The 22,979-nt window shown below is 50.4% G+C and carries 22 protein-coding genes; 8 read left to right on the forward strand and 14 right to left on the reverse strand.

The window, feature by feature from the left end:
• Window positions 1–46: 46 nt before the first annotated feature.
• The 14 genes from purD to ACYZZ0_RS16460 all read right to left on the reverse strand — a co-directional run bounded on the left by purD (window position 47) and on the right by ACYZZ0_RS16460 (window position 14,528).
• Window positions 47–1,342, reverse strand: coding sequence for a phosphoribosylamine--glycine ligase (purD, locus tag ACYZZ0_RS16395; RefSeq protein WP_461537731.1), 1,296 nt, complete (start codon window positions 1,340–1,342; stop codon window positions 47–49).
• 129 nt (window positions 1,343–1,471) lie between these two features.
• Window positions 1,472–3,061: a bifunctional phosphoribosylaminoimidazolecarboxamide formyltransferase/IMP cyclohydrolase gene (gene purH, locus ACYZZ0_RS16400; protein ID WP_461537732.1), complete on the reverse strand. Its 1,590-nt coding sequence runs from the start codon at window positions 3,059–3,061 to the stop codon at window positions 1,472–1,474.
• Between the two features lie 111 nt (window positions 3,062–3,172).
• Window positions 3,173–3,451 (reverse strand): DNA-binding transcriptional regulator Fis, encoded by a 279-nt coding sequence (fis, locus tag ACYZZ0_RS16405; protein ID WP_461537733.1) that lies wholly within the window; start codon window positions 3,449–3,451, stop codon window positions 3,173–3,175.
• Window positions 3,452–3,486: 35 nt separating this feature from the next.
• Window positions 3,487–4,506 (reverse strand): tRNA dihydrouridine synthase DusB, encoded by a 1,020-nt coding sequence (gene dusB / locus ACYZZ0_RS16410; RefSeq protein ID WP_461537734.1) that lies wholly within the window; start codon window positions 4,504–4,506, stop codon window positions 3,487–3,489.
• A 246-nt stretch (window positions 4,507–4,752) separates the two neighbouring features.
• On the reverse strand, window positions 4,753–5,583 hold the full coding sequence (locus tag ACYZZ0_RS16415; RefSeq protein ID WP_461537735.1) for a zinc-ribbon and DUF3426 domain-containing protein: 831 nt from the start codon (window positions 5,581–5,583) through the stop codon (window positions 4,753–4,755).
• Window positions 5,584–5,673: 90 nt separating this feature from the next.
• Window positions 5,674–6,555: a 50S ribosomal protein L11 methyltransferase gene (gene prmA / locus ACYZZ0_RS16420; RefSeq protein WP_461537736.1), complete on the reverse strand. Its 882-nt coding sequence runs from the start codon at window positions 6,553–6,555 to the stop codon at window positions 5,674–5,676.
• 182 nt (window positions 6,556–6,737) lie between these two features.
• Window positions 6,738–8,078, reverse strand: coding sequence for an acetyl-CoA carboxylase biotin carboxylase subunit (gene accC / locus ACYZZ0_RS16425; RefSeq protein WP_461537737.1), 1,341 nt, complete (start codon window positions 8,076–8,078; stop codon window positions 6,738–6,740).
• A gap of 17 nt (window positions 8,079–8,095) precedes the next feature.
• A complete protein-coding gene (accB, locus tag ACYZZ0_RS16430) occupies window positions 8,096–8,569 on the reverse strand; it encodes an acetyl-CoA carboxylase biotin carboxyl carrier protein (protein WP_461537738.1) in 474 nt (157 codons plus the stop codon).
• 27 nt (window positions 8,570–8,596) lie between these two features.
• Window positions 8,597–9,052: a type II 3-dehydroquinate dehydratase gene (gene aroQ, locus ACYZZ0_RS16435; protein WP_461537739.1), complete on the reverse strand. Its 456-nt coding sequence runs from the start codon at window positions 9,050–9,052 to the stop codon at window positions 8,597–8,599.
• Window positions 9,053–9,325: 273 nt separating this feature from the next.
• A complete protein-coding gene (gene dsbD / locus ACYZZ0_RS16440) occupies window positions 9,326–11,200 on the reverse strand; it encodes a protein-disulfide reductase DsbD (RefSeq protein ID WP_461537740.1) in 1,875 nt (624 codons plus the stop codon).
• Window positions 11,201–11,317: 117 nt separating this feature from the next.
• Window positions 11,318–11,851: an inorganic diphosphatase gene (ppa, locus tag ACYZZ0_RS16445; protein WP_461537741.1), complete on the reverse strand. Its 534-nt coding sequence runs from the start codon at window positions 11,849–11,851 to the stop codon at window positions 11,318–11,320.
• An 81-nt stretch (window positions 11,852–11,932) separates the two neighbouring features.
• Window positions 11,933–12,685, reverse strand: a complete 753-nt coding sequence (locus ACYZZ0_RS16450; protein ID WP_461537742.1) for an ABC transporter permease — start codon at window positions 12,683–12,685, stop codon at window positions 11,933–11,935.
• A complete protein-coding gene (locus ACYZZ0_RS16455; protein ID WP_461537743.1) occupies window positions 12,682–13,425 on the reverse strand; it encodes an ABC transporter ATP-binding protein in 744 nt (247 codons plus the stop codon). Before ACYZZ0_RS16455 ends, ACYZZ0_RS16450 begins: the two co-directional genes overlap by 4 nt.
• Window positions 13,422–14,528 carry an ABC transporter substrate-binding protein gene (locus tag ACYZZ0_RS16460; RefSeq protein ID WP_461537744.1) on the reverse strand — a complete coding sequence of 369 codons (1,107 nt, stop codon included), beginning with the start codon at window positions 14,526–14,528 and terminating at the stop codon, window positions 13,422–13,424. The genes ACYZZ0_RS16455 and ACYZZ0_RS16460 overlap by 4 nt, the downstream gene beginning before the upstream one ends.
• Window positions 14,529–14,696: 168 nt before the next feature.
• Between ACYZZ0_RS16460 and ACYZZ0_RS16465 the strand changes: the two genes are divergently transcribed.
• The 8 genes from ACYZZ0_RS16465 to ACYZZ0_RS16500 all read left to right on the forward strand — a co-directional run bounded on the left by ACYZZ0_RS16465 (window position 14,697) and on the right by ACYZZ0_RS16500 (window position 22,976).
• The gene (locus ACYZZ0_RS16465) at window positions 14,697–16,625 is read left to right on the forward strand and encodes a hypothetical protein (RefSeq protein ID WP_461537745.1); all 1,929 of its coding nucleotides are present in this window, start codon (window positions 14,697–14,699) and stop codon (window positions 16,623–16,625) included.
• 115 nt (window positions 16,626–16,740) lie between these two features.
• Window positions 16,741–17,601 (forward strand): hypothetical protein, encoded by an 861-nt coding sequence (locus tag ACYZZ0_RS16470; RefSeq protein ID WP_461537746.1) that lies wholly within the window; start codon window positions 16,741–16,743, stop codon window positions 17,599–17,601.
• A gap of 25 nt (window positions 17,602–17,626) precedes the next feature.
• Window positions 17,627–18,109, forward strand: a complete 483-nt coding sequence (locus ACYZZ0_RS16475; RefSeq protein WP_461537747.1) for a SycD/LcrH family type III secretion system chaperone — start codon at window positions 17,627–17,629, stop codon at window positions 18,107–18,109.
• Window positions 18,110–18,137: 28 nt separating this feature from the next.
• The gene (sctE, locus tag ACYZZ0_RS16480) at window positions 18,138–19,802 is read left to right on the forward strand and encodes a type III secretion system translocon subunit SctE (protein WP_461537748.1); all 1,665 of its coding nucleotides are present in this window, start codon (window positions 18,138–18,140) and stop codon (window positions 19,800–19,802) included.
• A gap of 38 nt (window positions 19,803–19,840) precedes the next feature.
• Window positions 19,841–21,316 (forward strand): hypothetical protein, encoded by a 1,476-nt coding sequence (locus ACYZZ0_RS16485; RefSeq protein ID WP_461537749.1) that lies wholly within the window; start codon window positions 19,841–19,843, stop codon window positions 21,314–21,316.
• Window positions 21,317–21,352: 36 nt separating this feature from the next.
• Window positions 21,353–22,225 carry an HrpJ domain-containing protein gene (locus ACYZZ0_RS16490; RefSeq protein ID WP_461537750.1) on the forward strand — a complete coding sequence of 291 codons (873 nt, stop codon included), beginning with the start codon at window positions 21,353–21,355 and terminating at the stop codon, window positions 22,223–22,225.
• Between the two features lie 28 nt (window positions 22,226–22,253).
• Window positions 22,254–22,565, forward strand: coding sequence for a TyeA family type III secretion system gatekeeper subunit (locus ACYZZ0_RS16495; protein ID WP_461537751.1), 312 nt, complete (start codon window positions 22,254–22,256; stop codon window positions 22,563–22,565).
• Window positions 22,566–22,601: 36 nt separating this feature from the next.
• Window positions 22,602–22,976 carry a hypothetical protein gene (locus ACYZZ0_RS16500; RefSeq protein WP_461537752.1) on the forward strand — a complete coding sequence of 125 codons (375 nt, stop codon included), beginning with the start codon at window positions 22,602–22,604 and terminating at the stop codon, window positions 22,974–22,976.
• Window positions 22,977–22,979 lie beyond the last annotated feature (3 nt).

Genomic DNA, 22,979 nt, shown 5'->3' on the forward strand with positions numbered 1-22,979 from the left:
TGCTAAATAGCGCTCAGGCCTTTTTTGTTAACGAGCTTCTGTCAGCTTATTCAGCTTCCTGCTCCCGGGCGATGGCACGGTAGCCAATATCCCTGCGGCAGAACATATCCTTCCACTGAATCTTGTCTACAGCCTCATAGGCTCGTTGCTGAGCTTCGGCAACACTCTCACCCAATGCAGTAGCGCAAAGTACCCGACCACCACTGGTAGCGACTTCTTCCTTATCATTCAGGCTGGTGCCGGCATGGAAGATATGAGCTGTCTCGTTGTTGGCGGCTTCAATTCCCGTGATGACATCGCCCTTGTTGTAGGAGGCGGGGTAACCACCGGCAGCGAGAACAACACCCAGTGCTGCGCGGGAATCCCACTCAACTTCGGTCTGATCCAGCTGACCTTTAACCGCGTCAGTGCACAGTGCAGTCAGATCGGACTTCAGACGCATCATGATCGGCTGGGTTTCAGGGTCACCAAAACGGCAGTTGTATTCCAGCACCTTGGGTGTGCCGTCTTTGTCGATCATCAGGCCGGCATACAGAAAACCGGTGTAAGGAATACCTTCGGAAGCCATACCCTGCACCGTTGGCAGAATAACTTCGCTCATAGCTCTATCGTGTATTTCAGCAGTTACGACCGGAGCCGGTGAATAGGCACCCATGCCACCTGTGTTGGGGCCCTGATCACCGTCATCACGAGCCTTGTGGTCCTGACTGGTTGCCAATGGCAGCACATTCTTGCCATCAACCATTACGATAAAGCTGGCTTCTTCACCTTGCAGGAACTCTTCAACCACAACCCGGGAACCGGCATCACCAAAACTGTTGTGCTGCAGCATATCTTCTACGGCATCAATGGCTTCCTGCTCGGTCTGGGCCAGAATAACGCCCTTGCCGGCTGCCAGGCCGTCGGCCTTGACCACAATCGGAGCGCCCTTGTCGCGAATATAAGCGACAGCCGGAGCAATCTCGGTAAAGGCCTGGTATTCAGCGGTAGGAATATTGTGGCGCTGCAGGAAGTCCTTGCAGAATGTTTTAGAGCCTTCCAGCTGGGCAGCCGCTGCAGTCGGGCCAAAAATAGCCAGATCTTCTTCCCGGAAACGGTCAACTACACCGGCAACCAGTGGTGCTTCCGGTCCAACGATCGTCAGGCCAACATTGGCTTCTTTGGCAAAGCCAACCAGCTTGTCCAGTTCCAGTACCCCGATATCAACATTCTGAATACCGGCTGCCTTTGCAGTGCCGGCATTACCCGGAGCCACATAGACAGTTTCAACCCCCTCACTCTGGGCAGCCTTCCATGCCAGTGCATGTTCACGGCCGCCGCTACCGATAATCAAGACGTTCATCTGTTACTGCTCCACCCGTTTGTAATAGGAAAGATTGGGTTGGTGAATGAGAAATAACTTTAACTACAATAATTGAACAACCCTGTGTGTACGATTCACAGGGTCGAGTTTCTAACTGTTTTCCGGCTATTAATGACGGAAGTGACGCATACCGGTAAAGACCATAGCCATGCCGGCTTCATTAGCCGCCTGGATCACTTCTTCATCACGCATGGAACCACCGGGCTGGATCACCGCAGAAATACCGGCTTCGGCAGCAGCATCAATACCGTCGCGGAACGGGAAGAATGCATCTGAAGCCATAACAGAACCGGCAACTTCCAGGTTCTCGTCAGCGGCTTTGATGCCAGCAATTTTGGCACTATAAACCCGGCTCATCTGACCGGCACCCACACCGATGGTCTGCTCATTACGGGCATAGATAATGGCATTGGATTTCACGAAGCGACCAACCTTCCACGCAAACATCAGATCCCGCAGTTCCTGTTCAGTCGGTTGACGCTCGGTCACGACTTTCAGCTCTTCCGGGCTGACAATAGCCAGATCGGCATTCTGTACCAGCAAACCACCATTTACCCGCTTGTAGTCCAGGCGAGGAGCCGGAGTTTCGGAGAAGGCACCACAGCTGAGCAGGCGTACATTCTTTTTGGCGGCAACGATTTGCTGTGCTTCCGCTGAAATCTCGGGAGCAATAATTACTTCAACAAACTGACGCTCGATAATGGCGGCAGCGGTTTCAGCATCCAGCGGGCGGTTAAAGGCAATAATGCCGCCGAAAGCAGAAGTTGGATCAGTCTGGAATGACAGGTTGTAGGCTTCCAGAATATTGGCGCCAACAGCGACTCCACAGGGATTGGCATGCTTGACGATAACGCAGGCGGGTTGCTCGAAAGATTTCACACATTCCAGAGCGGCATCGGTATCGGCAACATTGTTGTAGGACAGTTCCTTACCCTGCAGCTGTCGGGCAGTAGCAACGGAAGCTTCGGTGGCATTGGCTTCGACATAGAAGGCTGCGTTCTGGTGAGAGTTTTCTCCATAACGCATATCCTGAGTCTTGGTTACCTGCAGGTTAAAGGTGGCCGGGAATTCAGATTCGGTAGCGGCACCTTCGGATGTCCGGCAGCCAAGGTAGTTGGCAATAGCACCATCATAAGCTGAGGTATGCTCAAACGCTTTGACTGCCAGCTTGAAACGGGTGTCCTGAGCCAGACCGTTGGATGTTTTCAGTTCTTCAACTACCAGACTGTAGTCGCTCGGGTTGACGACAATTGCAACATGGTTGTGATTTTTGGCAGCAGCGCGCACCATAGTCGGGCCACCGATATCGATGTTTTCTATAGCGGTAGGCAGATCACAGTCCGGGTTGGCTACGGTGTTTTCGAACGGGTAGAGGTTAACAACTACCAGATCAATGGCCTGAATACCATTGGCGGCCATGACTTCATCATCCTGGCCGCGACGACCCAGAATACCTCCGTGAACCTTGGGGTGCAGGGTTTTAACCCGGCCATCCATCATTTCCGGGAAGCCGGTGTAATCGGATACTTCAGTAACCGCAATGCCCTGTTCCCGCAGCAGACGGCAGGTGCCGCCGGTTGAGAGGATTTCAATATCCAGAGCAATCAGGGACTGGGCCAGTTCAACGATACCGGTTTTGTCGGAGACGCTGATCAGGGCTCGCTTGACAGGGGACACGGACAGGTGATTATCACTCATGCTTTTTATTACTCACTACTGCGGGTCGCAAATCAATTCGATGTGGTGTCATCGAACAGCTATCAGAAAGCGATATAAAAAAGGCGGAATCATAATCCGCCTTTGAGTGGCCTAAATCAGGCCGTATTGTTTCAGTTTCTTCCGCAAGGTGCCGCGGTTGAGACCGAGCATTGTGGAAGCCCGGGTCTGGTTGCCTTTCACATAAGTCATCACGGCATCCAGCAGCGGGGCTTCGACTTCGGACATCACCATCTGGTAAATATCGGTGACGTCCTGCCCTTCAAGGTTGGCAAAGTAGTTGTGCATTGCTTTTTCAACACTGTCACGCAGGGTCTGGGCGTGATTCTCGGTTGAACTGACAAACTGGTGACGCGCGGCTGGCTCAGCCATGTTTCGTTCCTTGGGCGCCAGAGCTTCATGAGCCGTCATGCTGCGATGTCCTCTCCATTTTTTAAGCACGCAAAGTAGGTCGTGATCGCTTCGACCTGTGCTTCCGGGTCTTCCAATGCGTTGAACTGCTTACGGAACCCGACAGGGTCAGCACTGCTTTCGCTAACCTGGTCATTGTTGGGCCGGGCCTGCAGATACCAGCCTACATGCTTGCGGGCAACCCTGACGCCGGTGTACTCCCCGTAAAAACTGTGGAGCGCGCCAACATGGGACAGCAGTATCTGTTCAACTTCTTCAGTTGACGGTGGGGACAAGTGTTCCCCGGTTTCAAGATAGTGAGCGATCTCCCGGAAAATCCAGGGCCGCCCCTGAGCGGCGCGTCCGACCATAACGGCGTCGGCACCGGTTTTGCTGAATACTTCCTGAGCTTTCTCGGCGCAGGTGATATCACCATTGGCAATGACCGGAATCGATACAGCCTGTTTGACTGCAGCAATGGTCTCGTATTCAGCTTCGCCCCGATACATGCAGGCACGGGTGCGGCCGTGAACTGACAGAGCGTTAATACCAGCATCTTCGGCGATGCGGGCAATGTTAATGGCGTTGCGGTTTTCTGGACTCCAGCCGGTACGCATTTTGACTGTCACCGGAATATCAACAGCCTTGCGTACTGCGTGGAGGATTTCCTGTACCAGCTTTTCGTCACGCATCAGGGCCGAGCCGGCAGCCTTGTTACAGACTTTCTTGGCCGGGCAGCCGAAGTTGATATCGATAATCTGGGCGCCGCGCTCATGATTCTGGCGGGCGGCCTCTGCCATCTGCTCGGGATCGCCACCGGCAATCTGTACCGAGCGGGGTTCGGCTTCACCGGAATGATCCAGGCGCAGCCGCGACTTGCGGGTATTCCACAGTCGGGTATCTGAAGTCACCATTTCAGACACTACCAGTCCGGCACCAAGTTCTGAGCACAGGCGACGAAATGGTAGATCAGTCACACCAGCCATGGGAGCCAGTACAACCGGAGTTTCAATGGTATAGGGGCCTATTTGCAGCAAGCGAATGATGCCTCATCAATGCATTGGCCGACACGCTGCAATGCGGGAGTCCGTGCTTTTGTCGGCATTTCAGGTCACACGATCTTGTTTGCCTTTATCCCTTTGAGGCTGGCGTGTGCTGCTAACGAAGTATTAACTGACCATTTTATTGATCTGGTCAGCGGAATACTTCAAATCAGACGCGATATAATACTCTGTTGCAGCTGTTCAATAAAGCACCGGATTACGCGGAATCACCGGGGTTTATTACTGAGAACCCGTGGATTCAAGAAAAGAAAGATGATAGCTGACAGCATTTTCTCCCGGGTCAACAATATCCAGCGCCAGTCTCACCGGCTGATGGGGCTCCATTTGTTGTAGCCGTGCCGCCTCTCCTTCCAGATACGCTTCCGGGTTGAAAATCCGGCTGGCGATAACATTCCCCTGCAAATCACTAAAAACAAGTCCCAGTCGGGGAAAGGGCTGGGAGAAGTCAGCATCGTTATAAATGATGGCATCAACCCGCAGGGTATCGTCCTGATCAGGATGACTTCTTACCAGTAGCTGATCCACTCTGAGAGCATTCAAGTCGACTCGGGCTGGCAGGCTGCAGCGTGTCACTTCACAGAATACCTGGAGTACTGGCCACAACTGGTTTTTCCGAGCCAGAGAGTAACTGTTAAACCACAGGTATTGTCCGGCAAGAATTAATAGCGAGAGTGTTGTCCCTACTATCCAGAACGCTGTGCTGCGAAAAAAGGGGGGCTTGACCGGAGTGAGAGAAGGAATATTTGATGCCGCAATATCATCCAGCAGGCTGGTATCAGGTGCTGGCTTTGGAGGCTTACCCTGCTTGGGTGGCGTGCTTTCTTCTCTGGACGCGGTAATAACATCATCTTCCAGAGGCGCCGATTGGGTTTTGGACGGTTGGGAAGTAGGCGCTTTTGCAGCCGGAGTGACGGCCATATTTTTCAGCGCTGAAAAGACCTGACGGCATGATCCGCACCGGACTGAACCACTGGCGGCTTCAAGTTGCTTTGGGGTAACACGAAACGCGGTATGACAAAAAGGGCAGCGGGTCACTCGCGGTTCAGTCATGGCGTTCCGGGTATCAGGTTATGTTTTATGATTAAGCAGGCCGGTTCGAACCAACCAGACCTGCCTGAAACTGATAATGCCGGACAGGGATCAGCGCACTTTAATACCGTTGAGGCGACTCCATTCGTCATCAAATACCGGCTGATTCATATCGAACCACTCGGTGTACCGCTCCTGCACTGTACCTGCCTGTTCCCTGAGAATACCTGAAAGTCCCAGCAGACCACCAGTTTTTGTCAGGCGGGTAATAATGGGTGACAGCTCAACCAGTGGTCCGGCCAGAATATTGGCGACGGTGATATCGGCTTCCACTTCAGGTACCTGATCCGGTAGGTAAACCTGCAGCTTCTCCGGAGCAATCTTGTTGCGGCGGGCATTTTCCCGAGTCGCTTCCAGAGCCTGAGGGTCGTTATCCACAGCAATAACTTTTTCTGCCCCCAGCAGCAATGCCGCAATAGCCAGAATGCCGGAACCACAACCATAGTCCACTACGGTTTTTCCCTCAATATCGAGGCTGTCCAGCCAGTGCAGGCAAAGTGATGTGGTCGGATGAGTGCCGGTGCCAAAGGCCAGGCCCGGATCCAGCATCAGGTTTACACCGTCAGGGTCAGGCACATCTTTCCAGCTGGGGCAGACCCACAAGCGGCGACCGAACTGCATGGGATGGAAGTGAGTCATCCATTCCCGTTCCCAGTCGCGATCTTCAACGATCTCTACCCGGTAGCGAGGCATCGGCTCGGAGAACGCATCTTCCAGCCAGATGGTTACAGCATCCATCTCGGTAGCGGCATCAAACAGGCCGATAACCCGGGTTGCATCCCACAGCGGGGTTTCACCAAGGGCGGGCTCGTAAAGTGGCTGGTCTTTGCCATCCTGCAGGGTAACGGCACAGGCTCCGGCGCTCAGCAGCAGGTCTTCCAGTTGTTCGGCATGAGCCGGGGTGGTATCCAGCTTGATCTGAATCCACGGCATAAGGCGATTCTCCTGAGGGTAAACGGCGAGGAGATTACAGGGAGATGTCCGGTTAAACAATATTCCAGCCGGTATGGCAGGCAATTATAGGAGAGAGCTGGAGAGGTCAGGGGGCTGGAAGGAAAGCGAGGGGAGAGTTGAACTGCCAGGGTCAGATAACCCCGGCAGTTTATGAAGCCGGATTACATATCCAGTTTCTTCTCAAGGTAGTGAATGCTGAAGCAGCCTTTAATCACTTCCTTGTCGCGCATCAGGTCCTGATGCAGCGGGATATTGGTCTTGATACCGCTGATCATGGTTTCATCCAGCGCATTACGCATCCGGGTAATGGCGGTTTCACGATCAGGAGCATGGGTAATGACCTTGGCAATCAGGGAGTCATACCAGGGAGGAATGGTATAACCGTCGTACAGGTGAGAGTCCACCCGCACACCGTTGCCACCCGGTGCATGGTAGTAGCTGATCTTACCAGGGGAAGGCAAAAAGGTTGTCGGATCTTCGGCGTTGATCCGGCATTCAATGGCGTGGCCATTGAACTTGATATCTTCCTGCTTGATGTCCAGTGGCATGCCGCTGGCAACCTTCAGCTGTTCCTTGACGATATCAACACCGGTGATCATCTCGGAAACCGGATGCTCTACCTGAACCCGAGTGTTCATCTCGATGAAGTAGAACTCACCGTCTTCATACAGGAATTCAAAGGTGCCAGCACCTTCGTAACCAATTTCGATACAGGCCTGGGTACAGGCTGCAGCTACGTCACGACGCTTGGAATCATCGATGCCCGGAGCTGGAGCTTCTTCGATAACCTTCTGGTGACGACGTTGCAGGGAGCAGTCACGGTCACCCAGATGGATCGCATTACCCTTGCCGTCTGCCAGTACCTGGATTTCCACGTGGCGGGGACGCTGAAGGAATTTTTCCAGATACACAGTCGGGTTGTTGAACGCGGCACCAGCCTCTGACTGGGTCAGGGCAATGGATTCGATCAGGTCGGCTTCTTCATGCACTACGCGCATGCCGCGACCACCACCGCCACCGGCAGCTTTGATAATAACCGGGTAACCGATTTCACGGGCAATCCGCTTGCTGCGTGCGGCATCTTCAGTCAGCGGGCCGTTGGAACCCGGAACTGTCGGAACACCGGCTTTACGCATGGCGTTGATAGCAGAAACCTTGTCACCCATCAGACGAATAACGTCTGCGCTGGGACCGATAAATTTATATCCGCTCTGCTCAACCTGCTCGGCAAAATCAGCATTTTCAGCGAGGAAACCATAGCCGGGGTGAATGCCGGACGCACCGGTCACTTCCGCGGCACTGATCAGCGCCGGAATATTCAGATAACTTTCTGTCGCTGATTCCGGGCCAATGCAGACTGACTCGTCAGCCAGACGAACGTGCATCAGATCCTTGTCAGCACGGGAATGAACAGCAACGGTCTTGATGTCCAGTTCCTTGCAGGCCCGCAGTATACGCAGGGCAATTTCGCCGCGGTTGGCGATCAGTACTTTTTCCAACATGGCTATGGCTGCGTCACTCAGGCAATGATGATGAGAGGCTGGTCAAATTCGACCGGCTGTGAATTTTCCACCAGGATGGCCTGGACAGTACCGGACTTGTCGGCCTTGATCTGGTTCATCATTTTCATCGCTTCCACGATGCACAGTGGGTCACCTTCCTTCACGGTCTGGCCCACTTCGACGAAAGGCGCTGCAGTCGGAGAAGCTGCACGATAGAAAGTACCTACCATGGGTGACTTCACCTGATGACCGGCTGGTACATCGTCCTGAGCCGGAGCAGCAGCGGCAGCCGCTACAGGTGCCGGAGCAGGAGCAGCAGGTGCTGCGGCAGCAACCGGAGCAGCAACAGCTTGCATTGCAGGCTGGGCTACGATCTGTTGCTGGGTATGACGGGTGATGCGAACGGATTCCTCACCCTCGTGTATTTCGAGTTCATCGATACCGGACTGTTCCAGAAGCTCGATCAGTTTTTTGACTTTTCTGATATCCATGGATTGGCTCGCAGGTAAAATGTCTTGTCAGTGCTGGTTTTGCTTGTGGCTAATGTGCTTCAGCGCCGACATCAGGGCAAGTTCATAACCGTAAGCACCGAGTCCGCAGATCACACCTTCGGCAATGTCCGAAAAGTAGGATTTATGTCTGAAGGGCTCGCGCTTGTGGGTATTCGACAGGTGGACTTCTATAAACGGAATGCCAACGGCCAGCAGGGCATCCCGCAAAGCAATACTGGTATGAGTATATGCAGCCGGATTAAAGATGATGTAGGCAATATCTTCGTCTCTGGCAGCATGGATGCGATCGACCAGAAACCCTTCGGTATTGCTCTGGAAATCCAGTAACTCATGACCTTCAGCCCGAGCCTGAGCGGCCAGTTTTTCGGTAATGGCCGGAAGTGAATCAGCACCATAAATCCCCGGCTCGCGACTGCCGAGCAGATTGAGATTAGGGCCGTTCAGTAGCAAAATTTTAGCCATTACGGATTCCGGGAAAACTGGGGAAGCAAAGGTTCAGGTTATGACCCGAAGCCTTACAGGTTTGATGTAAGAGGCTTCGGTATGTTTATTCGCCAGGGAAATACCGCCATTTCGAAACTTCAGGAAGGAGGTGTTTCCCGTATATGGCTGTTTTTCAGCATTCTGCCGAAAGCACTTGTGACTGTCCACCGGTGACGTGTTACAGCACGTTATTAGCACGTTACAGGGTTTTAGCCGCCGAATCTTAGCTAAATATGTGACAGATTGTAACGGCTAAAGTTCAGTTGCTTTGCGAAGAGTGTTAGCCAGTTGCTTCAGGTCAGGTTCTCCCTGAATCCGTAGTGCCGGTTGTTCTTCACCTTCCTTCGAAAAGAAAATTAATGATGGAGGTCCGAACAGTTGATAGCGACTTAGCAGTGTCTGCTGAGCCGCAGTATTGGCTGTGATATCTGCACGAATCAGATACATTTTATCCAGCTGGGATTTCACTTCCGGCTTGGGGAATAGCTCGCGCTCCATGATTTTGCAGCTGATACACCAGTCAGCATAAAAGTCGACCATGGCCACTCGTCCCTGCTGTTGAGCCTTGACCAGCTCGGTTTGCAGCTCAGCAGGATCGGTAATGGTATGAAATACCAGCTCGGAGCTGACTGGAATGGCAGAACTGGCTACTGAACTGAATTCTGCAGTAGCCAGCGGTTGTAGCGGATCTTCGGCACCTTTCAGTGCCCCGACAAGCTGTGAAGCACCAATAACCAGCAGAATAATGCCGATGGTCTGACGCAGGGCGGCAAAGCCTTTCAAACCGGTAAAATTGAGTGCGCCAAGATAAATACCGCTGCCTGTAAGCAGGCAACCCCAGAGGAAAACACTCAGGCTCGCAGGAATCAGGCGCTCAATCAGCCAGAGTGCAACGGCCAGCAGCAACACACCAAATGCTGCACGCACGCCATTCATCCAGTTTCCGGCTTTGGGTATCAACTGACTGCCACCGATACCGATAAGCAGCAGCGGGAATCCCATGCCAAGCGCCAGGGAGAACAGTGCCGAGCCACCAAGCAGGGCATTGCCGGTTGTGCTGATGTAGACCAGAGCCCCTGCCAGCGGAGCTGAAACACAGGGCGAGACTACCAGGCTGGAGAAAACGCCCAGTAACAGTGCCCCGGAAAGGCTGCCACCCTGCTGTTTATTGGCCTTGCTTTCCAGCTTGTCACGCAGGAAGGCCGGGAGCTGCAGTTCATAAAGCCCGAACATGGAAAGGCTGAAAATAACAAACAGGATTGCAAACGGAATCAGTACCCAGGGGGACTGTAACTGGGCCTGCAGGTTTAGTGAGGCGCCGAACAGGCCAGTCAGTACTCCGGCCAGAGTAAACATGACAGCCATGCCGAGGATGTAACAGATGGTCAGCAACAGCATACGCTTGCGGCTGACTTCCCCGGCACCAACAATGATGCTGGAAAGGATAGGTACCATGGGCAGTACGCAGGGCGTCAGGCTTAACAGGATTCCGGCAAGGAAAAAACCGGCCAGAGTGGCAAACAGTGAGGTCTCGGAGAACAGGCTGAACCCGGCCGGTTTTTCTTCAGTTTTTGTCTGAACCGGCTTGTTAATAAAAGGAGAGGCCTGTTCCTGCTTAACGGCAACAGTTGATACAGATACTGCTGGCGCTGAAATACGGCTTAATGCCAGTGTGACAGTTTTCGGCGGATAACAGAGTCCGGCTTCCGCACACCCCTGGTATGTTACGGTCAGCAGTGGTTCGGTGGCTGTTGATGCGAGAGGCAGCGCCAGTGAAAAATCTTCAGTAAATACCTGAACATCCTGTTCCTGAAACTGGTCGTATTTCAGGACCGAATCAGGCCATTCAGGAGAACCAAGCGTATCCTGAGTGGAATCGGCTTTAAACCGGAAGCGGTCTTTATAGAGGTAATATTCCGGCGTAACGGTAAAGTAGAGAATGGCATTCTGGCCGTCATATGTCCCTTCCAGCTGGAAAGCTTCATCCACGCTAAGAAAGTCATTGCTTGCGGTACCTGAACCAAACAGGGATTTAAGATCCGCCTGAGCGGCGGTCATGACCATCAGGCAACCAAGGAGCAGTAACAGCCGGCTCCACAGTCCCATCGTATTATCTGTTTTATCCATGTATTCAGGCTTTTAGTTTGAACGGAGTTGCAACAATTGTAAGACGGATACGGACGGAGGCAAGTACGGTTGCTCCGGACCTGCGAAAGGTCCGGAACAGACAGGGATATGTTGCGATCAGGCGGTCTTGTAGGCTTCTACAGACTTGATGATAGCTTCGCGGGCAGCAGCGCTGTCAGCCCAGTTATCGATCTTGACCCATTTGCCTTCTTCCAGATCCTTGTAGTTCTCGAAGAAGTGCTCGATTTGCTGGATCAGCAGCTGAGGCAGGTCGGTGTATTCTTTTACGTCGCTGTACAGGCGGGTTACTTTGTCGTGAGGTACAGCGATCAGCTTGGCGTCTTCACCACTTTCATCGCTCATGTTCAGTACGCCAACCGGACGGCAGCGGATCACACTACCCGGCAAAACCGGCTGCGGAGTAACAACCAGAACGTCCAGCGGATCACCGTCATCAGCCAGAGTCTGAGGAATGTAACCGTAGTTGGCCGGGTAGAACATCGGGGTGGCCATGAAACGGTCGACAAACAGGCAGTCGCTGTCCTTGTCGATTTCGTATTTGATCTGGTTGCTGCTGTTGGCCGGGATTTCGATGGCAACGTTGATGTCGTCAGGAAGATTCCGCCCGGCAGAAATATCAGCAAAGCTCATAGGTGTTTTACCTGTGTCGGTGGGTGTAAAGCGGGGTGATTATAAGGTGGTTAAGGGTTTGCGGCAAAGGTGTCGGTAAAATCAGCTATTACTGAGTTGATGGTTTCTCAATAAATAGACTTCCAGCAGATTAATCAGGCTTCCTGCCAGTAGTCCCAATATTGCCAGAATCAGAACACCGGCTATCAGTTTATCTGTCTGAACCAGAGAGCCCGCAGTGAGAATATAGGCACCTACACCGTGTTCGGTGCCCAGCATTTCGGCGGCGACCAGCAGCACAATTGCCAGCGAGACAGAAATACGCAGGCCGGCAATTACTGTGGGCAGTGCAGCTGGCAGCTGAATATAGATAATCTGGCGTAGTGGCGATACCTGGTAACTACGGGCCATCACCAGCAATGATTGTGGCGTTGTATTCATCCCTGTCCAGACGCTAATAACGGTAGGGAAAAAAACGCCAAAGGCTATGGTGGTGATTTTGGCCGTTTCTCCAATACCCAGCCAGATAATAAACAAGGGCAATAGTGCGATCTTGGGGATAGCAAACAGGGCTGATACGCAGGGCTTGAGGGTATTTCTAAGGGCTGGAGATATTCCCATCGAGATACCCAGTAACAGCCCGGCAGAAAAACCGGTTAGCCAGCCAAGGCCTAAACGCGTCAGGGAGATCGTAATATCTTCAAGAAGCGGACCTGAAGTGAGCTCTGCCATCAAGGTTATGAGTACAGTTGCAGGTGATGGCAGCAGTGTGGGGCGAATAAGAGCAAAAGCAGTTGCCAGTTCCCACAGCAGGAATATCAGCAGAAATGGCAGAGCGGGATGAAACCGGGTCATGATGCAACAGACTCATTCATTGCCTGTCGCAGGATCCGCCACAGCTCTTGTTGTAACTTGAAGAGCTTCGGTTGGGCATCCTCAGATAACCGATCGGCAGCAACAACAGGGTTTGGAACTGACTTGATGATCCGGCCCGGACGGGGAGATACAATATGTATCTTGTCTCCCAATAAAACAGCCTCCTCCAGGTTATGCGTGACCATGAGTTGTAGCCGGGATGATGCTTGTTCAAGTAATAACTCTTCTCCCAATAGCCTGCGACTGATGGCGTCCAGCCCGGAAAAAGGCTCATCCATTAATAACAGATCAGGTTGGGTTACCATTGCTCTGGCAAAAGCAGCACGTTGTTGCATGCCGCCGGATAACTCATGGGGGTAACAGGCGCTGAACTGTTGTAAGCCGACTTGACTTAAAACCTGCCTGACCCGGGTTTGAGCTGTTTCCGAACTGAGCGGTAACGTCTTGATCATCAGCTCAATATTACTTTTTATTGTCAGCCATGGAATCAGAGTCGGTGTCTGGAAAATGAGGGCGGTACGATTTGAGCTGTCAGGTAACAAGACCTGACCACTGTCAGGCTGAATAAGCTCGGCAATAATTTGCAGCAGTGTTGTTTTGCCACAACCTGATGGCCCGATCAGAATATGAGTGAGATAAGGCTCTAGGGAAAGAGTAATGCTATCCAGTACTTTCAGCTGGTTAAAACTGTGGCTTATTTCCTGAATAGCTATTGTCATTCGTCTGTTGAGTCCGGTATCTGATCCAGCAGGTCGGTTGCAATAAACTGGCTGGAATCAATATCCGCTTTTACCAGTCCTGCTTTTTGGTACCAGCGGAGCTGACGGTGAATATCCTCTATATCAAGCCCAGCTTCAGGGTGGATATAAACGGCATTCTGACGAATCAATTCGGGTGACATCTCTGGTTTTACTGTACGACTAATGAGCTCGCTCAGGGCAACAGTTTCCGGGGTAACCGCCTGTTGATCCGGGCCAAACGCTGCATTGTACTCTCTGGCTGCTCTTGTCCATGCTCGAAGAAACCGTTTCAAAAGGTCAGGTTTATTTTCAAATAGCTGGCTATTGGAAAAAATCGCGCCCAGTTGCCATGAAAATATATCACTGATTCTTTCTATGGGCTGAGCCAAGCCAGCTTCAGCCAGCTTGCTGGCAATCTGGGGGGGCAGTATAGCGGCATCAATCTGCCCACTTTTTATTCCGGCAATAATATTTGGCAAAGTGTGAACGGGAGATAGCCTGACTTGCTCCAGCTCAAAGCCTCTATTGTCTGCCAACTGGCCCAGCATGTAGTGAAAGGTTGAGCCCATTTGGGTGATTGCAAAGCTATGTCCGGGTAGATCTTCAACCGCTGAGAGCCCGTCTTCAGTGGCTTGCTTGCTGGCAACCAGCATTGACCCGGGCCAGTCCTTATATTCTCTTGACTGGCCGCCGATGATTTTCAGGCTGCCATCAGCTGCCAGATTATAAAAGCCGGCAGTCAGGCCCGTGACACCGATATTAGCCTCACCACTTGCCACAGCTACAGCCACATGCTGGGCAGCCTGAAAACTGACAAATGACACATGCAAACCTTCTTGCTCGAAGTAGCCTTTTTCGAGTGCGATATAGAGTGGCGATGATCCGATTAATGGAACCGCAGCGACTTTCAACGAGTGAAATTCTGGAGAACCTGAATTTACTTGGTCAGACTGTTCCGACTTTTCTGAAAAAAATAAATAAGAGACAGCAAGAATAGTAATTATCAGGCTAAAAAAAATTAATCTAAATAAATAACTCAATTTAATTTCCAAAAAGTTATTAAAGAAAAGAAAATTAATCACTAATTGATCGTTTTTTAATCAAATTAAGCCGGTTTTTAATAATCATCTAACATTAATATGAGTACGTTTTGATAAAAGCGGCTTTCCTTATTGGATTTGGAATCAAGCCGTTTTGTTCAAAAATTATTGTATTCCCGCACAAGGGAACTGACGGGAAGTAGGGATACTATGAGTGGACCTCTTGGAAGAGTATCGGGCCAGGCCGGACCGCACGGCGTTTCTGCGCGTGCCGAACTCACAATTCCAAAGTCCAAAAAAGGGGTTTTCCATGGCCATAAGGTCACTAAAGCACCTCCGCAGAAGACCAAACCAAATCTTCTTAATGTTGTAAAGGACGCTCAAGCCCGGCAGAAAATCAAAACGCCTCTGCATGAGCACACTGTTTCAGAAGTTAACCCCAGGATTTCAATTAAACCCAAGGTTCGTAACCAAGGGTCGCCTGTTGATAATCCCCCGCCTCTCCAAACAACAACTCCAACGGGTTCTCCTTTGGAAGAAGAAATCAAAGAGAAAGGGCGGGATCTGTTGAGTGGTTTTCTGGAAGAGCAGAATCAAAAGTCAGGCAAACCCGTCAGACATCGTCCTAAGGGACATCGAAAACGTCCAGCAAGGCGTACGGATGGCCCTGATCTCTCCAGATTGCCTCGTGATGTCGGTAACTCATTCAAACAGCATGGTCAAAACTTGCGTGATGGATTATTTGATGTTGCGCGTAATGGTAGTCAGCGGCTTGGTGATGGTCTGAGAGATGTATCTGGAGCTATTGGTGACAGGCTGCGACAAAGGCCAGTTAATGATGATGAAGTTTCTTCCAATGGCTATGACAGTGGTTATGATACCGATGATTATGATGAATTTGACGAATACTCTGACACGGAGAGTGTGGGGAGTACAGATTCTGACGATTTATCAGTGACCGATGATTTCTCTGATGAGTATTCAGATCAATCAGGAGGCCCACGCTTAGAACGGCCTTCCAGAACTTTTTCTGATGATGAGCAGGCAAGAGCACTGGAAGAAGCCAGTACTACATCTGAACAGCCTGTAACAGAAGATGATCTGGACTCTGTAAGCGGAGACGATTTTTCTGAAAGACTGGAAGAGCCCAAGGGTGCTTTGTCAAAGTTATGGGGCTTTTTAAAGAAGCATAAAACTGCGATTTGTCTGGGTATAGGTTTGGCTGTCCTTGCTGCTGCAATTGTTGGAGTTGGAGCCGCGACGGGAGGTATAGGTTTAGGGGTTGGACTTGTTATTGCTGGATCTTTTGCGCTGGGGCTTGGGCTGGGTATGATGATAGCTGCCGAGACTAACTCTTCCCAGCCTGCACCGGCTCCTAACCCTGGTGATCCCAATACTGATAAAGACAAATCCGAGCCAGAGAATAAACCCAAGGTCAGCTCGTCTTCGTCAGACTCTTCAACGGATACCCCGGATGATACTGATGGCCTTGGTAAAACTTCTCGCAGCAGTGATATACAGCAAGACGATGCTGATGAAGAGCGCAAGCGACTGGAGCGGGAAAATGCGGCTCTACAAGCTAAACTCGATGCGCTTCAGCAAGAGGATGACTCGACTACGGATGATCTTGATGATGGCGATGATCCTGTATCTCAGGTTTCAACGAGTTCTGTTTCCACTACATCTAAATCTTCAGCCTCCTTACCTTCTACAAGCAGTACTGAAGTCGAGTTGAAACCTGTTTCCAGTACTACCACTTCTGCTCCAAAGTCTCCTCCTCAGGTTACTACAGCTCATCTGGACATTGCTGGATTTATTCCGGAATACAGTGCCGATGATGAAAAAAGAATTTTGAAAGATGCCAAAGTCAGTGAGGCAAGGTTGGATTTCTGGATCAAGGCAGTCAGAGCAGATATTGATCTGGCTTCTTCATACAAATTGACAGATAAAGATGAAGCCGAAGTGCGCCGTGCAATTCTTTCTGAGTTATCTGATGATTCAGGTCAGTTCAAAAACTATCAAAGTGAGAAATTCTCCAAAGCACTGAAGATCTATAAGTTCAGTAGCAAAAAGGTAGGAGAGTCTCTCGAAAAAATCTTTAATCAAGAGAAATTACAGAAAGAAGCCCGGAAGCAATAACTATCAGGCACAGCTCTCTCATTGAGGTGTGAGAAAACAGTGTCTTGATTCAGATGCTACAGTTAAAAATAGCTGTATGGACAGTGATCAGCTTTAGTAAGGAAGGGAGATTCCAATGGGTATAAGAGGACCTGTTGATACCCAGTCTGCACCTGGTGTCGATTTTAACAGTGTTGATACCAAGGCTTTCGAGCCGCTGGACGAAAGAGTCAGTGGAGATGGCGCCAGAAAACTGCGCCAGGCAGGCTTTTCCAGAGAAAATATCAAAACCATCCGCCGTATGGCTGATGCTGCCCAGCGTGCCCAGATTCAAAAGCAGGAGCTGGATGACCTTGAAGAGGTAATTCTAGGTAAGGTTCCGAATCTCAATAAACTTCAGGGTATTGAGAAAGAGACTGTTAAGATTCTGGGCCCATTCTTCTTGCTAAGAGCTGGTGGCAATCCGGGTAACTGGGATGGTGTTAATTACAAGGGACCTGCTCCAGATTTAATGGATAAGGTTCGTAATGGGGATGATGTTGATCTAGATAATGTCGATCTACAGTCGCTCATGATGGCTGTAATGGTCAAGCGCTCATCTCTGCTTCAAAACCAGCTTGAAGGCAGTATCAAGGGTGTTCAGGCAAAAAACGCAACACTTGATAAGGCTAACCAGATGCTGGCGCGTGCCAGGGAAAAGAAAAATCAGGCCGGTTCTGGAAGCAGTAAAATGGATCAGGATATGGTTGATTTCTGGAAGATGATGGGAGCCAAAACTGACGGAAGTGGCGGTGATAACAAGCATAATTCGGCACAGTGGGATGTTAATATTGAAGGATTGAAAGGTAAAATTGAATCTCTTTCGAGTTCTTCTCAGCTGGACTTGACCCGCCTGCAATCAACCATGAACAAATATAACCAGGCTTTTGAGCAGGTATCCAACTTCACTCAAAAGTACTTCCAGTCATTGAATACTCTGACAGCTAACCTTAAGTAAAGAATGATCAACGGAGGGTCGTATTGTGGTCACACCTGAAATGGAAAATGCTGCGAATGATGAGGGGCTGGAAGAGAAGCTCCTCGAATACTTTGGTAAAGGTGGCACATTCAAAGATTTAAAAAATATGAATGATGACACTATGGAAGCTATTTATAGTGTCGCTTTCAATCTTTATCAGGGTGGCAAGTTTGATGAAGCTCTGAAGGTGTTTCAGTTCCTCTGCTTTTACGATCACTTCAATAAAAAGTACTACCTTGGAATGGGTGCTTGCCAGCAGATGTTGAAGGAGTACGAATCTGCAATCGAAGTATTTACCTATGCCGCAGTTCTTGATGGTGATGATCCCCGTGCCATGATGTACATCGGTGACTGCCATATGGGGCAGGGTGATAAGGAAAAGGCTCGCCAGTCCTATGAAATGGCCATCGAGTGGGCCGGTGACAGTGCTGAATATGCCGAGGACAAAGCTCGGGCAGAGGCATTAATGCAAGCAGCTTCTGCCTGAAGCTGACAGAAGTGCAGGGAGTGCAGTTATGTCAGGACCTATTTCTTCCAATCCGGGATCCCAGATTCCCGGTTTCGATCCCTCCAGAGATCAGGACAAGCAGCAGAATATCCGGTCAACCGCCGATATTGCCGAATCTGCCAAGCTGGAATACGCTCAGTCGGTTCAGCGTAAAAATGAGCAGCCAGCCCAGAAAAATCTGACAATCAGTCATGCTGATACAGAAAAAACAGCAGACAATCTCAAGAACACCCCTCCTCGTCTGTCTCAGCCTAAAGTTGATGCGAATGACCCCAAAGTAGCAGCTTCCCTGAATGAGACTCTGAAAGGGCTGGATGTTAAAAGTGTTGATTCTGCGACTTTTGATAAAGCAGCTGCAACAGAGGGAAATGCCGGTGCTGTTCCTGAGGGTGGTGAGGTAGCGGAAGAGGGTTCTGTTCCCAAAGAAGCGCTGGCAGGTGGCAATGTGACTGTCGGCACAGGGAAAAAGAAAACAGACCCGACCACAGCCCAGACCAAAGCGGCTGCTGATGCACAAACTGCGGAAACAGAAGAAGCTCAGGCTACAGGCAAGGCCGGAAGTGATCTGAAAACCCAGCAAAGGGGACAGCAACTCGCTTCACAGGCACTTGACATCTATAAGCAGGGAGTGGACAAGTTCAAAAACAAACCTCTTCAATCATTGGTATTTGAACATCATGCACTTGAGGTGAGAGCTCAATTAAGCGGTTTACAGGATGGGCCTCCAGAGCTGATCAAGGAGATTGAGGGTGATTTGAAAAAGCTGCAAGCTGATATTGCTTCAGGAAAAATCACTGACCCGGAAGAAGCAACCCTCCAGTTAATGGAAATGCAGAGTAAGCTGACTGACCGACGCATGAAGTTTAGTGAGGAAACTATTGCAATCACAAAAGCCGAAAACCAGAAGTTACATGAAGATCGGATGCAGAAGATTCTCGATACAATTGCCAAAATGAAAAAGGCTGAAAAATCGGGGTTAATAGGAAAGATCTTCGGCTGGATTGCTGTTGCGGTTATGGCTGTTGCAATTGTGGCGCTTGCTGCATCGACGATTTTAACGGGTGGAGCAACCGCTCCTGCTCTGGTTGGTCTGGGTCTGATGATGGCAGGTATGGCTATCATGTTAACCATGCAGATTTCCAGTGAAACAGGTGGCTGGATGAACCAGATTTTCGGTGACTCCGAGAAAGGCCAGCTGGCTGCCAGTATTTTCTGGGCGGCACTGGTAACGATTCTCTCTGTGGGTGGTTCCATGGGCGTGGGTGCTGCCGGTGGTGCTGCTGGTGCTGCGGGCAGTGCTGCGAGTACTGCTGCGAATGCCGGTTCTACAACAGCAAATACGGCTGCTACCGCGAGTAGTGTGGCTGCAAAAGCTGCCAAAATGGCCAATATTGTTCGAAAAGTTGCCGTCTTGATTCAGGCCGGTAGTCAGGTAGGCCAGGGTTCAGCAGGTATCGCAACAGCAAAATATACCAAGGATGCCGAGATTCTGAGAGCCGAAGCTAAGGAAATACAGGCATTTATTCTTCGCAATGGCCAAATTATGGAAGAGACATCTGAGGAACTGAAAAAACTTCTTGAGGAAATGCAGGAAGGTATTGCTGCAATGACCCAGATTATTTCAGCTTCCCATGACACCAAATCACAAATCAGCCGCTCCATGCGGGCCTGAGTTTTTGAAATAAGGACGAGATGACAGGGAGTTAGGTTATGTCAGGACCGATTTCATCAGACCGCATTGGCGGACCCGATTTCAGCCCGTTACCCGGAAGTAATCCAGAGGCCGGGAAGAGTACTGAAGCCAGCACTGTATCGCGAGGTGTGTTGACCTCGACAGAGGGTGTTACTGTATCCCGGGATGGCGCAGCAGTAGCGACAGCAGGAAATGCCGCAGGCCAGGCCCACAGGCTCGATGCACCAAGTCAGGTATTAACACCCAGTAACTTTGCCACTGCCCAGGGAGAGGTGGGTGAGTTGCTGTTTGATTTTCAACCTCCTCAGCAGCGCAAAGGGCAGCCTAAAAAGAACCCTGTTGTTGCGCTGGCGGCATTGGCCGGAGAGCTGACACCTGAGGAGCTGGAAACAGAGTCCGCTGGTGGTTTACAGCAGAAACTTGAACGAAATCACAAAGACAAATCCCAGTTACGTACAGCTCTCGGTCAAAATGATCATGAAACCGGTAATAACCGCTCAGCTGACAGTTCTAGAGCTGATAACCGGGCAGAAGCAAAGCAAGGCGCTTTTTCATCTGCTCAGGCTGATGGAGAAGTAAATCCGGAGCAACTGGACTCTGCTGAAAGCACCCAGCGCCGCTTTGATCAGAGCCAGGACAAATCACAGGTTCGTTCTGCTGCCGGAGAGCAGGATACAGGCAGTGCTGAAGAAGCCAGAGAGGGTACTGATGCTTCAGCTGCCGATGGACGAAATAACAAGAAAGTCCGTAAAAACCCTCTGGCTGGATTGGCGCCAGCTCCGGGTGTTCAAACCGAAGAAGAACTGGAAGCTGAGTCTGCACTGGGTTCACAGCGTCGTCTTGAGAACAGACAGGATAAGTCAGAAGTACGCAAGGCTGCGAGTGGTGTCGATGAGCAGGCCAAAGAAGAAATCGAATCAGATAAGCTGGCCAGGCAGAATATTCCTGCCCTGGCTAACTATGATACATCCTCGGAAGAAGCCTACGTCGATATCTATCAGGTGATGGCCATTATGCACAAGATGGCTAACAGTAATCGTCAAATGGCCAAGGAATCACGGGCTGTCAGCTATGAGGCCGCAAAAAATGAAATTCTGAATCAGGCCAAGGAAATGAAGGCTGCCGCTACCAAACGCTTTATCGGTGCTGTGGTTCAGAATGCTGCCCAGATAGCCAGTGCCGGTGTGTCTTTGGGAGCATTAAAAGGTGCTGATCCGGGTTCGGCTCAAATCGCGAGCGCCAGAGCAACAGCTGCAGGCAGTGCGGTTACCGGTGCTGGTGGACTGGCTGCTGCAGCGTTTAACTTTGAGGCCTCAAAGCATGATGCCAAAGTTAAAGAGCATGAGGCTTATCAAAAGACCTATGAAAACTCGGCTCAGTCTGACACTGAATTTATGAATGCCATGCAGGATATGGTTCGAAGTGTGCAGAGTGCCATGGCCGAGATTATTCGTGCCAAGCATGAAACTGAGAAGAGCATTATCCGCTCTTGATGTTTTGACCGATAACCTCCGGGAAAAGGATGCTATATGTCAGGGATAGGGCAGATACAGGTCGGAACTCCGTCTGCTCTTACCAGTCCCGGAGGTTCTGTTGGTGAATCTGATGGTATTCAACAGACCACAGTATCCTCTCAGGGTGACGTAGCTACATTCAAGTCAGGTATTCCCTCTCCTTTAGCTGCTGCAATGAATGCTGCAGAAGAAATAGCAGCAAATATCAAATCCACTTCCACCATGGATATTGATAGTGAAGAAGAATTCGATAAAAAACTTGAAGAAGAGCTGCAGAGAAAGCTTGAGCAGGTTCCTGACCTCCCACCTTTAGAAAATGTTAAAAGTTTCCTCAAAGATGCAGCCCGTCTGAAAAATGCCTCGGCTGAAGACTTGCGGAGACTTGCCGGTGACTATTCCAGAGACCCTGGGCACCAGGATGAACTTCTCGACCTGCTAGCTCAGTTCTCTAAGGGGGATCAGGAGTATCAAGAACGGGTTCAGCAGGCTCGTGATGGACTGGATCAAACTGCGGTACAAATCACCAAAAATGTTACCCGCTCCCTGCATGACAGTGGGTTTAATGATGATGAAAAACAGTATGCCCGTGATTTTATGGGGGATACGCTGGTTGCCATTCTTGATCCGTTAAATATGTCCTCTGTTCAGCGAGCTGTATCCGAAATCAGTACCAGAGCCTCTTCTCCGGAAGAAGCGTATCGTGTAGTTGATACTGTTATGGCGGGAGCTTCAGCCGAAATGGCAGCAGAAAGCCATGCAATGGATCACGCTCAGTTATCTCACTTTATTAAAACAATGCAGGGCGGAAAAGTTATTAAAACATTTGTTGAGCTGAGTGCGATGACTGTTGACAAGCTGGAACGTATTGCAAGGTCTTCACCTTATTAAGATTGAGTGACGGGTAGGGTACAAAATAATGGCGTTAACAGCTCTTGCTCTGACAGAACAGTTTTTTCGGTTTGCTGAGCAGCAGTGGGTAACAGAAGTTGAAGTGAACCGTATTATGGATGAGCTTCAGGTTACAGAATTGCATATGCAGATTGCATTTCTGACTCAGCTGATGGAAATGGTTCGTGAAATACCTGAAGAGCTGTTTGCCGAAAGAGAGCAAAAAACAACCCTGTTGAATGTTGTACAGGAAGTACTGGACGAAAAAATAGAAATTGAAGAAGAAGGCGAAGATGAAGACGATGATGAATGGGATGATGACGATGACTTCGATTTCTGATTTGTTCTACTCATCAAAAGGGATGGGGGCTGACTAATGGCTGAGTTTATTGATAGCGCCCTGAATGAGTTCGGCCAGAATATCGGATTTGATAGTCTGGGCTTTGATGCTGCCGGGCTGGTGCACATCGACTTTGAGCACAAGGGTGCATTCTTTATTGAGAACCGGGAAGATTTTCTGCTGGTTTATCTCATGCGCCAGGTCGATACCTTCGGTTCATTGTCTGTCATGAAAAATGTACTGGAGGCTTGCCACTACAAAAAGAACCTGCCTTTTCATGTGCAGCCGGCAATGACAGAGGATGATGCCCTGATTTTGTCGGTATTTGTTACCCCGGAAGAATGTACAGCATCTGGCCTGGCCACCATGCTGGATTTGCTGGCCAGGCTCCACGAACAGGCCAAAGGCTAGAAT

Source organism: Spongorhabdus nitratireducens, assembly GCA_947387575.1.
Lineage (GTDB): Bacteria > Pseudomonadota > Gammaproteobacteria > Pseudomonadales > Endozoicomonadaceae > CANDOC01.

Excerpts from the sequence above, each read along its gene's own strand:
- ACYZZ0_RS16500 (WP_461537752.1), top strand. The coding sequence starts at position 22,602 with ATGGCTGAGTTTATTGATAGCGCCCTGAATGAGTTCGGCCAGAATATC.
- accB (WP_461537738.1), bottom strand. The coding sequence starts at position 8,569 with ATGGATATCAGAAAAGTCAAAAAACTGATCGAGCTTCTGGAACAGTCC.
- ACYZZ0_RS16495 (WP_461537751.1), top strand. The coding sequence starts at position 22,254 with ATGGCGTTAACAGCTCTTGCTCTGACAGAACAGTTTTTTCGGTTTGCT.
- aroQ (WP_461537739.1), bottom strand. The coding sequence starts at position 9,052 with ATGGCTAAAATTTTGCTACTGAACGGCCCTAATCTCAATCTGCTCGGC.
- ACYZZ0_RS16490 (WP_461537750.1), top strand. The coding sequence starts at position 21,353 with ATGTCAGGGATAGGGCAGATACAGGTCGGAACTCCGTCTGCTCTTACC.
- sctE (WP_461537748.1), top strand. The coding sequence starts at position 18,138 with ATGTCAGGACCTATTTCTTCCAATCCGGGATCCCAGATTCCCGGTTTC.
- fis (WP_461537733.1), bottom strand. The coding sequence starts at position 3,451 with ATGGCTGAGCCAGCCGCGCGTCACCAGTTTGTCAGTTCAACCGAGAAT.
- ACYZZ0_RS16485 (WP_461537749.1), top strand. The coding sequence starts at position 19,841 with ATGTCAGGACCGATTTCATCAGACCGCATTGGCGGACCCGATTTCAGC.
- ACYZZ0_RS16455 (WP_461537743.1), bottom strand. The coding sequence starts at position 13,425 with ATGACAATAGCTATTCAGGAAATAAGCCACAGTTTTAACCAGCTGAAA.
- ACYZZ0_RS16465 (WP_461537745.1), top strand. The coding sequence starts at position 14,697 with ATGAGTGGACCTCTTGGAAGAGTATCGGGCCAGGCCGGACCGCACGGC.
- ppa (WP_461537741.1), bottom strand. The coding sequence starts at position 11,851 with ATGAGCTTTGCTGATATTTCTGCCGGGCGGAATCTTCCTGACGACATC.
- purD (WP_461537731.1), bottom strand. The coding sequence starts at position 1,342 with ATGAACGTCTTGATTATCGGTAGCGGCGGCCGTGAACATGCACTGGCA.
- ACYZZ0_RS16415 (WP_461537735.1), bottom strand. The coding sequence starts at position 5,583 with ATGACTGAACCGCGAGTGACCCGCTGCCCTTTTTGTCATACCGCGTTT.
- prmA (WP_461537736.1), bottom strand. The coding sequence starts at position 6,555 with ATGCCGTGGATTCAGATCAAGCTGGATACCACCCCGGCTCATGCCGAA.
- purH (WP_461537732.1), bottom strand. The coding sequence starts at position 3,061 with ATGAGTGATAATCACCTGTCCGTGTCCCCTGTCAAGCGAGCCCTGATC.
- ACYZZ0_RS16470 (WP_461537746.1), top strand. The coding sequence starts at position 16,741 with ATGGGTATAAGAGGACCTGTTGATACCCAGTCTGCACCTGGTGTCGAT.
- dsbD (WP_461537740.1), bottom strand. The coding sequence starts at position 11,200 with ATGGATAAAACAGATAATACGATGGGACTGTGGAGCCGGCTGTTACTG.
- ACYZZ0_RS16450 (WP_461537742.1), bottom strand. The coding sequence starts at position 12,685 with ATGACCCGGTTTCATCCCGCTCTGCCATTTCTGCTGATATTCCTGCTG.
- accC (WP_461537737.1), bottom strand. The coding sequence starts at position 8,078 with ATGTTGGAAAAAGTACTGATCGCCAACCGCGGCGAAATTGCCCTGCGT.